The sequence below is a fragment of the Ruegeria sp. AL3 genome, assembly GCF_056536065.1.
The window spans coordinates 1242611-1256031 of sequence record NZ_JBQFJG010000001.1 but is presented as its reverse complement, the minus strand read 5'-3'; the positions used below and the strand labels follow the sequence as shown (position 1 = coordinate 1256031).

13 protein-coding genes are annotated in these 13421 nt (G+C 59.1%); 3 read left to right on the top strand and 10 right to left on the bottom strand.

Features of this window, described 5'->3' with window-relative positions; translation table 11 throughout:
- Nucleotides 1-32: 32 nt before the first annotated feature.
- The 9 genes from idi to ACR3E6_RS06225 form a co-directional block, all read right to left on the bottom strand.
- Nucleotides 33-575: an isopentenyl-diphosphate Delta-isomerase gene (gene idi / locus ACR3E6_RS06265; protein ID WP_171724719.1), complete on the bottom strand. Its 543-nt coding sequence runs from the start codon at nt 573-575 to the stop codon at nt 33-35.
- Nucleotides 576-776: 201 nt separating this feature from the next.
- Nucleotides 777-1190 carry a c-type cytochrome gene (locus ACR3E6_RS06260; RefSeq protein WP_209835180.1) on the bottom strand — a complete coding sequence of 138 codons (414 nt, stop codon included), beginning with the start codon at nt 1188-1190 and terminating at the stop codon, nt 777-779.
- 113 nt (nt 1191-1303) lie between these two features.
- Nucleotides 1304-2320, bottom strand: coding sequence for a P1 family peptidase (locus tag ACR3E6_RS06255; RefSeq protein ID WP_480486328.1), 1017 nt, complete (start codon nt 2318-2320; stop codon nt 1304-1306).
- 82 nt (nt 2321-2402) lie between these two features.
- Nucleotides 2403-3149, bottom strand: coding sequence for an SDR family oxidoreductase (locus tag ACR3E6_RS06250; RefSeq protein WP_171637403.1), 747 nt, complete (start codon nt 3147-3149; stop codon nt 2403-2405).
- A gap of 60 nt (nt 3150-3209) precedes the next feature.
- Nucleotides 3210-3629, bottom strand: coding sequence for an alternative ribosome rescue aminoacyl-tRNA hydrolase ArfB (gene arfB, locus ACR3E6_RS06245; protein ID WP_171229972.1), 420 nt, complete (start codon nt 3627-3629; stop codon nt 3210-3212).
- A 263-nt stretch (nt 3630-3892) separates the two neighbouring features.
- A complete protein-coding gene (locus ACR3E6_RS06240; protein WP_171637404.1) occupies nt 3893-4540 on the bottom strand; it encodes a queuosine precursor transporter in 648 nt (215 codons plus the stop codon).
- A 91-nt stretch (nt 4541-4631) separates the two neighbouring features.
- Nucleotides 4632-5516, bottom strand: coding sequence for an esterase-like activity of phytase family protein (locus ACR3E6_RS06235; protein ID WP_171637405.1), 885 nt, complete (start codon nt 5514-5516; stop codon nt 4632-4634).
- The gene (gene mepA / locus ACR3E6_RS06230; RefSeq protein ID WP_171637407.1) at nt 5489-6352 is read right to left on the bottom strand and encodes a penicillin-insensitive murein endopeptidase; all 864 of its coding nucleotides are present in this window, start codon (nt 6350-6352) and stop codon (nt 5489-5491) included. Before mepA ends, ACR3E6_RS06235 begins: the two co-directional genes overlap by 28 nt.
- Nucleotides 6349-7716: an MFS transporter gene (locus tag ACR3E6_RS06225; RefSeq protein ID WP_480486325.1), complete on the bottom strand. Its 1368-nt coding sequence runs from the start codon at nt 7714-7716 to the stop codon at nt 6349-6351. The genes mepA and ACR3E6_RS06225 overlap by 4 nt, the downstream gene beginning before the upstream one ends.
- Before the next feature lie 128 nt (nt 7717-7844).
- On the opposite strand from ACR3E6_RS06225, the gene ACR3E6_RS06220 reads away from it, so the two are divergent.
- The 3 genes from ACR3E6_RS06220 to yaaA all read left to right on the top strand — a co-directional run bounded on the left by ACR3E6_RS06220 (nt 7845) and on the right by yaaA (nt 11052).
- Complete coding sequence (locus tag ACR3E6_RS06220; protein ID WP_005980077.1) at nt 7845-8132, top strand: YggT family protein; 288 nt, start codon at nt 7845-7847, stop codon at nt 8130-8132.
- 76 nt (nt 8133-8208) lie between these two features.
- Nucleotides 8209-10248, top strand: a complete 2040-nt coding sequence (gene recQ, locus ACR3E6_RS06215) for a DNA helicase RecQ (protein ID WP_480486323.1) — start codon at nt 8209-8211, stop codon at nt 10246-10248.
- Nucleotides 10249-10281: 33 nt separating this feature from the next.
- Nucleotides 10282-11052, top strand: coding sequence for a peroxide stress protein YaaA (yaaA, locus tag ACR3E6_RS06210; RefSeq protein ID WP_480486321.1), 771 nt, complete (start codon nt 10282-10284; stop codon nt 11050-11052).
- A gap of 90 nt (nt 11053-11142) precedes the next feature.
- On the opposite strand, the gene ACR3E6_RS06205 is transcribed toward yaaA, so the two are convergent.
- Complete coding sequence (locus ACR3E6_RS06205; RefSeq protein ID WP_480486319.1) at nt 11143-13401, bottom strand: response regulator; 2259 nt, start codon at nt 13399-13401, stop codon at nt 11143-11145.
- Nucleotides 13402-13421 lie beyond the last annotated feature (20 nt).

Sequence of the window (13421 nt, the reverse complement as noted above, 5' to 3'; positions counted from 1 at the left end):
CGCCCTTGCAAGGCACGGATTTCCAGCCGGGGTCATGATTTGGCAGAAATGATCAGATCCGGGCCAAAAATCGTGTCCGCGTGGCTGTGGAGATATATCTTCAACCAGGGTGTAAACCGGTCCGGGTGGCGTTTCACTTCGGCCAACAGATCGTGATAGTCGATCCAACGGATATCCATGACTTCATCCGGGTTGGGCGCGATTTTCAGCGGGCCGCGGACATGGGCCAGAAAGACGTCGACAACCTCGTTTTCCACCATGCTGTTGCCCACATCGGCGTGATATTCCAGCCGGTGTCGGTATTCGGGATACAGGCCTGTGATCCCAAGCTCCTCATGCAGGCGGCGCACGGCACAGGTGGACGAGCTTTCGTCCCAATCGGGATGCGTACAGCAGGTGTTCGCCCAAAGGCCGGGCGTGTGGTACTTGCCCAAAGCGCGACGCTGCAGCAGGATCTCGGTCCCCCGTACGACAAAAACCGACACAGCCTTGTGCTTGAGCCCCTTTTCGTGAACTTCAAGCTTGTCTACAGGGGTCAACTCACCATCGACCCAAGCTGGGATCATGATACCCATCTGTCCTCTCCTGCTGCCAATCCGCCTGACGAGCCCTGATGTTGATTATAGCTGTTGCCGGACCGGCTTGGCTTTGCGGCGTTGCTTGGCAATCCGCCGTCTGACTTCAAAGTGCGGCTGTTCCACATTGTTATCAATCGCACCAAAGGCCGCAGGGGCTGCGGCCTTTGGTCCTTGTGCAGTGGTGCACAGTATCAGGTGTTATTCACCCGACACGCTTGCGATATAGGCATAGACGTCTTCACCGCCCTTTTTCAGCTTGAAGGTCATTTTCGATTTGGCGGATGTGTCATCCAGATAGGTTTTCAAAAATGCCTTGGGGTCCTGAGCATACTCGACAAAAGTAGTTTCGTCCCAGACCAGACCCTTCTCACCGGCGGCAACGATGCTGTCTCCGTATTTGAAACCCTCAACGGTACCGGCGGTGCGGCCCGCGATTCCATAGAGGTTGGGGCCGGTCTTGCCACCTTTGACGATCACTTCGCCTGCCGGGTCGGCGATCATGTGGCAGGACTTGCATTTGTTGAAGGTTTTCTTGCCCGCCTCAGCGTCGCCTTCAGCATAAGCAGGAAGGGCCAGAAGGCCCATGATTGCGGTAGCGAGGATACGATTCATAGCTTTTGCTCCGATAGAAATTGGCTGCACCGAATGGACCGTCGGCGCAAAAAAGAGTCAACGCGCAGATTGCCGCGCGCGCTTACTGTGCCACTGCGACAAATAGGATGTCCTTAACTTTTGTCATGTACATCGGACCAGCAAGGCAACAGATCGCCCACGGACGGAGTCGCCAGATACACGGCGCGCGCAATAGCTCGCGCGAGGCACAGCGAGGCCGCATGCCCGATGACACCTGGTTCGGTGTCGGTGGCGACACCCCGCGCGCCCGTGCTGACCCCGAATACCAGATCACCATCCCCCGGCGTGTGGGCGGGTACAATAGCACGGGCAATACCGTCATGGGCGGCAACGGCCAGTCTCTGACACTGCGGTTTGGTCAGGTCCGCATCTGTCGCAACGATGGCAATCGTGGTATTGGCCTTGTCCGGCTTCGCGGACTGCATCACCTGCGCTTTGCGACTGACCGTTGGTTGGCCCAGTCCGGCATTGGAATCAGGCCCTAATCCACCGAATTCGCCGTCCATTTCAAATGGGGCGGCCCAGAAATGCCTGTCACCCGGCGTGGTGACACTGCCCAGCGGATTGACTGCAACCAATGCGCCAACGGTAACACCGCTGTCCAGAACAACCGAGGCCGAACCCAACCCGCCTTTGTGCATCGCGGTCAAAGCCCCGGTTCCTGCACCTGCTGTTCCGAGTTCGAACCGGTCCGACGCGGACTCGAACGCCGCACGGCCCAATGCGCGATAGGGATTCTCGTGCCACGCCTTGTCGCCGCCATTCAGCAGATCGAACAGGATCGCCCCGGGCACGATCGGAACCACGGCGGAACCCACCTTAAACCCGCGGCCCAGAGCATGCAGCGCGTCCATGACGCCCGAACAGGCATCCAGCCCGAAGGCCGACCCGCCCGAAAGCACGATCGCATCCACCTGTTCAACGGTCTTGTCGGCGGCCAGCAAATCTGTCTCGCGCGTGCCGGGTGCGCCACCCATCACGTGCACCGAGGCTCGGAGTGGTTGCGCGCCGGTCAGGACGGTGACGCCTGATTTCAAAGGTGCGTTCTGTGCGTTGCCGACCTTCAGGCCGGGGACATCCGTGATCAGGTTTCTGGGTCCGGGGATCATGCAAACCTCGATGGTCGAGCTGGAAAGCGCGCTGGCGCGCGCTGCCTCCGGCGGGGATATTTTTGGCCAGATGAAGAGCGGATCAGATGCATCGGCCTCCGTCCACCTCGAGCGCGGCGCCGGTGATCATGCTGGCCTCGTCCGAACACAGGAAACAGGCGGCATTGGCCATATCTTCGGGGGTTGAAAAGCGGCCCAACGGGATGGTCGACAGGAATTTGGCACGGATTTCGGGCGTATCCTCGCCCATGAAGGATTTCAATAGCGGCGTTTCCCCGGCAACCGGGCAGATCGCATTCACCCGCACGCCGGACGGGGCGAGCTCGACCGCCATCGTTTTAGTTGCGGTGATCATCCAGCCCTTGGAGGCGTTGTACCAGTTCAGGTTTGGGCGCGGCGACAGGCCTGCGGTTGAAGCAACGTTCAGTACTGAACCCGCCCCGCGCGCCTTCATAGGTGGAACCAATGCACGCGCGGTCAGATAGACGGATTTCATGTTCACGTTGAAAACACGGTCGAAATCCGCTTCGCTGACCTCCTCCAGCGGCGTCGGCAGGTGGGTCACACCGGCATTGTTCACAAGGATGTCCAGATGGCCGAAGGTTGAGAAAGCCGCATCCGCCATCTTTTGAACCGAGGCGCCCTTGCCTACATCGACCTGCTGAGCAATCGCCTCGGACCCAAGCTGGGTTGCGAATTCATGCGCGGCATCGCCATTGATGTCAGCAATCATGACACGCGCACCTTCGGCGAGGAACTTCCTTACGATCCCCGCACCAAACCCGGATGCACCGCCAGTGACGATTGCGGTTTTCCCCTCCAGCCTCATGGCGTTACTCTCCTGCACCTTTTGCAGGCCAGACTATCAATGCCCGGACGAGATGCCAGATCAATCTTCGGACACCTTGCCGCGCAGCGCCTTGACGTCGCCCCGCGCCTTTTTCGCCGCAAGCCTGCGTTTGACCGAACCATAGGTGGGTTTCGTCGCGATGCGCCGCTTAGGTTTGACCAGCGCCTTGCCGATCAGCTCGGCCAGCCTTGTTCGCGCAATTTCCCTGTTGCGGGCTTGGGAACGTGTTTCTTCGCATTGAATGATAATCGCACCATCCTTGGTCCAGCGGCGCCCGGCCAGTCGTTTCAGCCGCGCCTTGACCGGATCGGGCAGCGAGGGTGAGCGCGCAGCTTCGAAGCGCAGTTCAACGGCGGTCGAGACCTTGTTCACGTTCTGCCCGCCAGGCCCGGAGGAACGCATGAAGCTCTCGGTCATTTCCCAGTCTTGCAGTGTGATATCGTCAGAGATGCGCAACATGGGCAAGACCATAGCTGGAGCGGGTAAAAACAGAAAGGGCCGCCCCGATGGGACAGCCCTTCGAAAGTTCAGGAGGTCGGGTCGGTTAGATCAATCGACCAACCGGAGCGTACGCTCGGCCAAGGGCTGCCCTAGCAGGCGGTCCTCCCGGTTGTTCCGACACCTCTCTCCAATCTCTTTCTCGACACTGGATCACCTCCTTTTCTATCTGTTGCGGTTGAAAAGAAGCGTGACACAAGATGCGCCATTCTCAAAGCACTTTTTTACGCAGGCCGTGCAGCGGTCAGTCGCGCAACGATCACCTTGAACGGAATCAGCGCGATCAGAGCCAGCGACAGTTTCACCAACCAGTCGGCAAAGGCCAGCGTCACCCACAGCGGCGCCTCGGGGCCTGACAGCATGAAGGGCACGGGCTCCCACGCCCAATTGATGGCCGCATCTGCATCGGCACCAAAGAAGGTGACCGAGGCCGAGAAGGCGATAGTAAAGAAGATCGCGGTATCCAGCGCTGAACCTACCAGGGTCGAGACCAGCGGCGCACGCCACCATTGACCGCCGCGCATGGCGTTGAACACGGTGACGTCGGTCAGTTGCGCGATCAGGAACGCGGTGCCCGAAGCGACGGCGATGCGCAGCGGCACGGCGGCATAGGTAAACCCGTCGCCCTGAAGCATGATCTGGCTGCCGATCAGCGAGCAGATCACCCCGGTGACGAAGCCCGCGAAAACAACCTTGCGGGCCGGGCCCACACCATAGACGCGGTTCATAATATCAGTGACCAGAAAGGCCAGCGGATAGGTGAAGGCACCCCAGGTCAACAGGCCGTCAAAGATCAGGAACTGGACCAGGATGTTCGAGGCCACGACGATGGCGGCCATGGCAAGAATGCCGGGAATATAGTTGCGTTGCATTTTGTGATGCCCGTTTTGACAAGGTAGCGGCGACTTGGCCAAGGGACCGTCCCAAGGCAGGCTGTGCGTTTAGACCTTCATCTGCCGTGTGTCAATCGGGCAGCAGATACTCGACCAACTCGGTCCGTTGCAGTGCCAGAAAGTTGTCATCCGAGATCATCGTGGCCCGCAAACGTCCCTGATCATCCCGCCAGATCGACAAGCCTTCGAGGTTGTCATGCGCGCCGGTTCCGGTTTCGAACAGGGTTTCCTCGGCGTTTGGCACGTCGCCTGTCAGATCCCATCGCCGCAGGCGCGAGCGAAATCCGATTGCCGTGAGGTTTCGCTCCAACACGTAGAACCGCCCATCAGGACCGAAATCAGCGGCAACCGGTTTGAACCAACCACGCTGGGGCAGAACAAATGGGGTCGACCAGGTTTGGCCATTCCAGCGATAGACGGGAATATTTCCGTCCGAGGTGCGGTTCGTTTCCGGCAGCGTATACAGCCGCCCGCGCCTGTCGATGGCCAGACCTTCAAAGGACCCGTTGTCGGCGAGATGCTGAAATGCCTGCGGGCGTGGCAATACACGCGCCTTCGTGCCAGGTGCGGGGTAATGGGCGACGCGGTGCACCCCTTCGAATGAGATATAGAATCCACCGTCAGGAGCCGCCGCAATCCCCTCGGAATCGCCAACGCCGCCGGACATGAGATGCCCATTGCTGGACAGAACCGGCCATTGCCCCAGAATGCGAATGCCGGTGATCTCGCCATCAAGACGTTCAATGCGCGCAATCACCAACCGTGCCCGGTCGCTCAGCGCCATCATTTGCTGCCCATTGTCCGAAATGTGCAGCGCCGAGAATCCACCGAACCAATCCGCCTTGTCACGCCATGCAAAACTGCTTTGATGTGTGGCGGTCTTTACATCCACTCCAGGGGCCGCCGTGGCCAGAAACAGTGCCGCACCTACTTGGATTGCAAGACTGAGGCGCATTGCTTCGGCAAATCGGCCAGCACATATTCCCGGCGTTTCTTGGGCGGCGGCGCGTTTGGATCGGGCGGCGGCGGGTTCAGAATGTTACGCACCCATTGTTGCGCCTCGGCACAGCCATCGCCCTTGGGTGGTGCATCCTGGTTGACGCATCCCTTTGATCCTCTTGGGCATTTCAGGCGTACGTGAAAGTGGTAGTGATGCCCCCACCAGGGCCTGATCTTGCGCAGGTAGGCCCGGTTGCCTTTTTCATCGTTGCACATCTGAACCTTAGCCCCGGGGAACACGAAGATACGTGCCACGCGCTTGTCCTTGGCGGCTTCGCGCAGTACCGCGTGGTGCTGTTTGGTCCAGTTGCTGTTGACGTAGGCGCCGTTCGAGCGGCGCAGCGATATGGACGAAATATTCTCGCGCGCCTTGCGCGACAGGCGCATGTTGTCACCCGGAAGCATCCAGATATCGATATCCAGCCCCAGCTGGTGCGAGCGGTGGCCCGAAGTCATTGGCCCACCCCGCGGCTGGCTGATATCCCCAATATAGAGACCGTTCCAACCCGGCTGTTTCGCCGCAAACCGGCTGAGGTCCTGCACGTAATCGATCGCTTCGGGATGCCCCCAGTTGCGATTTCGCGACAGTCGCATGGCCTGCCACGTGGGCCCGGTCTCGGGCAATTGAACCGATCCGGCCGCACATCCGCGCGAATAACTGCCGAAAGCAGCCGATTTTTGTTGCGAGCTTACCTTCTGTGCCCCGAACAACTGCTTTGCCAAGGGCTGCGCTGATGCCGTATTCGCCAGCGCGGTTATTACCAGTAGTGCCAAAAAACGTAGTAAAATCATCTGCTCTGATCCCCTTCAGGTCTGACCCAGCGCATCAGGAATAGACCCAGAATAAACAACAGAATGATTGGTGACACCCCCAGACGCGCACTGCCGGTTGCGGTTGTTGCAATCCCAATCAACAACGGGGCCGCAAAAGCGGTCGCGCGCCCCGACAGACCATAAAGACCAAAACTTTCGACCGGGGTTTCAGGGTCGGTGTGGCGCACCATCATCGAACGGCTGGCCGATTGCAGAATGCCTCCCATGCCACCGATCAGCACACCACAGCCAAAGAAGACCATGTCTGGCAGGTTGGATCCGTCAGGCAGGCCGATGCCGTAGATCTGCGTCCGGTCCATCGACACCACTGTGACGCAGACAAAAATCAATACCCAGATCGCCACCAATATCACTGGTTTCGGGCCGTATTTCTTGTCTGCCTTCCCCCCGATCCACGCAAAAACGGCCGAAGCGAGAACGCTGACGATCCCGAATACTCCGATCTTGATCAGATCCCATTCCAACACCAGCCGCGCGTAGACACCACCAAAACTGTACAGCCCGTTCAGTGCGTCGCGATAGAACATGGACGAACCGAGATAACTGGCCAGACTGACGCGATAGCGCAAGTTAGACACTGATTTCGACAACAGGCGCAGCGCCTCACCCACGCTTCCCTTCCTGTCCGTCGCCGCATCGTCGCGGACCCACAGGAAGTATGGCACCATGAACAGAATGAACCAGATTGCCGTAAATGGGCCGACAAAACGCGTGCCTTCCCGGGTGGCGGCATCCAGACCAAAGGCGGGCGTCATCCCGATCAGGGTTTTGCCGTTTGGCTGTTCCACAAACAGCGCCAGCATGATCGCCAGCGAAATCAGCCCTCCAAAATAGCCAAAGGCAAAGCCCGAGCCCGAGATCTCGCCCACTTCGCTGTCATCGCCCAGATCGGGTAGCTGCGAGTTGATGAAGATCAGCGCATATTCCGCACCTACGAAGCCGACACCAAAAGCCGACAGCATCAGCCACATGTTCGAGCCATCGGGCATCGTATACCAAAGCGCCGCAGACCCGACCGCATACATGACCGAAAAGGCAAATATCCACGGGATGCGCCGCCCCGAGACATCCGCCATCGCCCCCAGAAGCGGCGCACCAAAAGCGATGATCAGCCCGGTGATCGTCAGACAGTTCGCCCAAACAGTCTGTGCGCGCGCCGCAGCCACCTGCGCATCCAGCCCTTCAGCGGTGAAATACCCGGCGGCGACGCCTGCGAAGTAAGGGCCAAAGACAAAGGTGACCAGAAGGGTGTGAAAGGGCTGGCTGGCCCAGTCAAAGAACCACCAGCCCCAAATGCGCCTGCGCTTGGAAATCTCTGCCATCTCTGCCCCTGTTTATCGTTGCGATTATATGACTGGGCTTTCATTCAAATCGCAAGCGTTGAGTGCCAGACACTTGCTCTTTGTCGCCATGGTGCTTAGGTCTCGGCCAACAAGAATACGGAGAACCCATGCTGTCGCTGATCCAAATCCTGCTGCTGATCCTGGACATTGTCTGGTTCATCATCCTGGCCCATGTGATCATGAGCTGGCTGATCAACTTTCAGGTGCTGAACTTGCACCAACAGCTGGTCGCGCAAATCTGGTACGGGCTGAACCGCCTGTTAGAGCCTATCTATGGCCCGATCCGGCGCATCCTGCCCAATATGGGCGGTCTGGACCTGACGCCGCTGGTGGTGCTGATCGGGGTCTATGCGCTGCGGATCATCCTGATCAACAACGCGGTCTATTTCTACTGACCTCTTGTTCCCCGATTCCGACTGTGTGATTGTCCTTTCAAGAGCAGTCAAATCTTGAAACAGGGCACCCCCGCACATGTTCGACGCCGCGCCTCTGCTGCGAGATGTCTTTGGATTCGATGAATTCCGCCCCGGGCAGGAAGAGATCGTCGATGCCGTAACCGCCGGCCAGAACGTGCTGGCGATCATGCCCACGGGCGGCGGCAAATCCCTGTGTTATCAACTGCCTGCCCTGCTGCGCGACGGGGTCACGGTGGTGATCTCGCCGCTGATCGCCCTGATGCGCGATCAGGTGCGGGGGCTGCAAGAAGCCGGGGTCGAGGCCGGCGCGCTGACCTCGGGCAACACGCCCGAGGAAACCGATGCCGTGTGGGAAGCGCTTGAGGCCGGGCGGCTGAAACTGCTTTACATGGCGCCCGAACGGCTGGCGGCAGGCTCGGCACTGGGCATGTTGCGGCGGATCAATGTCAGCCTGATCGCGGTGGACGAGGCCCATTGCGTCAGCCAGTGGGGCCATGATTTCCGGCCTGATTATTTACGGATCGGAGAGTTGCGGCACGCCCTGAACGTGCCTCTGGCCGCCTTCACCGCGACCGCCGACGCCGAAACACAGGACGAGATCGTCGAGAAACTGTTCGACGGCACGCCTCCGCGCAAGTTCCTGCGCGGCTTCGACCGCCCGAACATCCACTTGGCCTTTGCCGCCAAGGACAGCCCGCGCAAGCAGATCCTGGATTTCGCCGATGCGCGCCGGGGCCAGTCGGGCATCGTCTATTGCGGCACCCGCAACAAGACCGAAGTTCTGGCGCAGGCGCTGCGCGAACAGGGCCACAGCGCCTGCCACTATCACGGTGGGATGGAGGCCGAGGACCGCCGCATCGTCGAAACCCGCTTCGCGCGCGAGGACGGGTTGATCGTGGTGGCCACCGTGGCCTTTGGCATGGGCATCGACAAACCCGACATCCGCTGGGTCGCCCATGCGGACCTGCCGAAATCCATCGAGGCCTATTACCAGGAAATCGGCCGCGCTGGGCGCGACGGCGGGCCGGCCGAGACCCTGACTCTGTTCGGCCCCGACGATATACGTTTGCGGCGGTCCCAGATTGACGAGGGGCTGGCGCCACCCGAACGCCGCATGGCGGATCATGCGCGGTTGAACGCGCTGCTGGGGTTGGCCGAGGCGCTGGAATGCCGCCGCCAGACCCTGCTGGGCTATTTCGGGGAACAGGCCGCACCCTGTGGCAAATGCGACCTGTGCGATACACCGCCCGAAGTATTTGATGGAACAACACCCGTCCGAATGGCCTTGTCCGCGATTCTTCGCACCGAGGAATGGTTTGGCAGCGGTCATCTGATCGACATCCTTCTGGGAAACGAGACCGACAAGATCCGCGCCCGTCGTCATGATGGTCTGTCCACCTGGGGCATCGGCAAGGACTGGTCGCGCGCGCAATGGCAGGCAATATTCCGCCAGATGATGGGGCACGATCTGGTGCGCCCCGACCCCGAACGCCACGGGGCCTTGCGGATGACCGAGGCCGCCAAACCAATTCTCAAGGGCGAGGCAAAGATCAACCTGCGCAAGGACGCCCTACGCAAGGCAACCCGTCGCCCCGCCGTGAAAGCCATGGTGTCCGATGAAGATGCGCCCTTGCTGTCGGCTCTCAAGGCCAAGAGACGCGCATTGGCAGAATCCGCCCGGGTCCCGGCTTATGTCATTTTTCCGGATCGTACCCTGATCGAAATGGCGGAAAAACGCCCCATGACGCTGGACGAGATGGCCCGGATCGTCGGCGTCGGCGCCAAGAAGCTGGAACGGTATGGCGACACCTTCCTTGAAGTGATAGCGGGCGAGGCCCAGGCGTTGCACCCGGCGCGGCGCAAGCTGGCCGGTCGCGATCAGGGCGACATCTATGACCGTTTGCTGGAAGTACAGTCCCAATTGTCCCGCGGTCCCGAGGGGATAGACAAGCCTCTGACCTGCTCGGCCTCGCAACTGGCAAAGGTGGCACAGATGCGCCCGGATGACCTGCGCGGGCTTGAACAGGTGCTGGGCGACCGGCGTCACGAAAGGTTCGGCACCGCCTTTCTGGACGTGCTGCGTGAGGCGGGCTAGATACGCCGGGACAGGTAAGGAAAGAGGGCAGGTATGCTGGTAGTGATTTCCCCGGCCAAGCGGCTGGACTGGACAGAGCGGGATGTTGAAGTCACACAGCCCGATTTTCAGGATGATGCGATCAGACTGTCCAAAACCGCGCGCAATCTGACCCTTGGCGATCTGAAAAAGCTTATGGGTCTGAGCGATGATCTGGCGCGCCTGAACCGCGATCGCTATCGTGCTTTTTCCGAAATGCCAGACGCCGATGCAACGCGCCCGGCCGCGCTGGCCTTTGCAGGAGACACCTATCAGGGTCTGGAAGCAGCTTCGCTCGATCCTGATGAACTGGCATGGGCACAGGATCATCTACGCATCCTCTCAGGTCTCTATGGTGTCTTGCGGCCACTGGATGCGATACAGCCCTACAGGCTGGAGATGGGCAGCAAGCTGAAAACACGGCGCGGCAAGACCCTGTATGAGTATTGGCGCGACCAGCTGAGCAAAGCTCTGAACACACAAGGCAACATGATCGGCAGCGACGTTCTGATCAACTGCGCCAGTCAGGAGTATTTCGGCGCCGTGGACCCGAACGCTCTGAAATTGCGCGTCATCTCGCCGGTGTTCATGGAAGACAAGAACGGCGCTCCGAAGATCGTGAGTTTCTTTGCCAAAAAGGCGCGTGGTGCAATGGCGCGATATGTCATTCAGCACCGCCTGACCGACCCCGATGCCCTGCTGGATTTCGATGCGGGCGGTTACGCGTATCGTGCTGACCTATCGGAAAAGGATAAACCTGTCTTTGTTCGACCTTATTCGTCCTGAGACCCTGACAACCTGATCGATATTTCCTTCCACGGTTCTGGGCCGTGGATCCGAGCAAGGGGCCAGCCCCTCGCGCTCCCCGGGATATTTTCAGCCAGATGAAGTGGGATCCTGTTCGCGGTCACACATGGGTGCATGTTTATGGGCGAGGTGATTGTCCATGACTTCGCTTACGCCATCCGGTTGGTGTTGCAGGATCATTTGATGAATATGATTTTTGCGCAGCGGTTTCGTCATGTAGTGATCCAACCCCGCGGACAGGATGCCCTGATCGTCACCGGCCATTGCATGAGCAGTTAAGGCGACAATCGGGACATGACGCCCTGTTTCGACCTCGAGCCTGCGGATTTCAGCAGTGGCCTGTTTGCCGTCCATTTTTGGCATCGATATGTCCATGAAGATCAAGTCCGGGTCAAATTCCTGAAACATCTCGACGGCTTCTATTCCATTGGACGCAAATCGCAGATCTATATGCAGGTCTTTGACCATCTTTTTCAGGATCAGCTGGTTGGTAAGATTGTCCTCGGCCGCAAGTACCTTCATGCGCCTTGCTTCCAAGGCCTTGGTTTCTTGGCGGACAGAGACGAGTTTTCGCTGCGTCGAACGACGTTCTGGCGGCGGGGTGTCCTTGAGAGCCACGAGCCTGGAATACAACTCGGCCCTGGGGATCGGCCTCTGCAACACACCGTCGATCAGTTCGCGGGCTGGGTGCGTGTGGATCAGAGATGGATTTGCAGACATCACGATGACCGAGGCGTCGCCCCACCCACGGTCTTTGAGGGTGACGGCAAGATCCAAGCCATCCATATCCGGCAGATCATGATCGCACAGGACAAGTTCAATCGCGCCATGCATTTCTGCCAGCGCCTCGGCCCCTGACGCGCAAACCGTCACTTCGGCCCCCAAACGGCCAAGTTGTTTCGCCAAAATAGCCCGGTTTACGGCCAGATCCTCGACCACCATGACGTGATTCACACAATCCGCCAGTTTCGGAGGTTCGGGCTGCGGGCCTTCTGCCGTGGGCAGCGACACCCTGAACCCGAAACAGGATCCCCGACCCGGTTCGCTTTCGACCCAGACTGAACCGCCCATCATGGTGATCAGGCGCCTAGTGATCGCAAGACCCAACCCGGTACCTTCAAATTGACGATTGCGTTCATCTTCGACCTGATTGAACTCACCAAAAACGTGGTTGATCTTTTCTGCATCGATACCGATGCCGGTATCTTCGATGGCAACATGGATGTCGCATGTCTGAGCCTGGGCATGCGGAACGCCTGTCACACGGATCAGAACATGACCTTCCGTGGTGAATTTGACTGCGTTGCCGACCAAATTGGTCAGAACCTGCCGTATTCGGCCCGGATCGCCCACAAAAAGGGTGGGCAGGAACAGGTCGTAATCCACAAGCAACGTGAGCCCCTTGTCACGCACGCTTGGCTGCAACAGCATCGCGACTTCAAGAATGCAGCGCTCCAGATCGAAGGGTTCAGGGTGCAGAACCAGCTTGTCCGCCTCGATCTTGGAGTAATCAAGCACGTCGTTGATGATAACCAACAATGCCTCACCCGAATTGCGGATCGTGTTGACATAGAGCCGCTGTTCTTCGTCCAGCGGAAATTCATCAAGCAGTTCGGCCATACCCACGATACCATTCATCGGCGTGCGGATTTCGTGGCTCATATTGGCGAGAAAGGCTGATTTGGCCCTGTTGGCCGCTTCCGCCCGTTCGCGGGCAACCTTCAGTTCTGTTTCGTGCCGGACCGACGCGGTGATGTTGAGTGCCAGGCTGACCACGTCACCACCGCTGCCACGCTGATCAATCAGGCGAATGTAGTGACCGTTCCACAGCTGCATGACGATCGGAGTTGGATTGGCCCGATTCCAGCGTGCCTGCATTCTGGCCTGCCATTCCTCGGCGGTTTCGTCACCGGTATCGACAATTCCTTCGGTGGTCAGCAATTGCAGAATGCGCTGGTAGGAAATCCCTGGCGCCACCTCATCCAGCCCTTCAAACACGCTGAGATATGCAGCGTTTGCGCTGATGAGCCTGCTGTCGCCGTCAAAGAATGCAAACCCGTCCTGAATGGTCTGGATCGAATGCCAAAGGCGGCGTTCGGCAATCTCGATCTTGGCATGAGCGACAGTGAGATCGGATTTGACCTTTTCGTTTTCCCCACGAACAGTTTCGACTTCGGCCTGAGTTTCACCAATGCGCCTGGTCAGCGCCATGGCGTGTTGGCCCAGTTTGCGATTGGCGGCCGAAAGCTCGGCCTGTTTCAAGGCAAGCATTCGTTCGGCTGCCAGACGCGCACGCCGTTCCTGTGCCAGTTTGTTTGCAAGACTCATTTTGATCGATTCCGGGACGT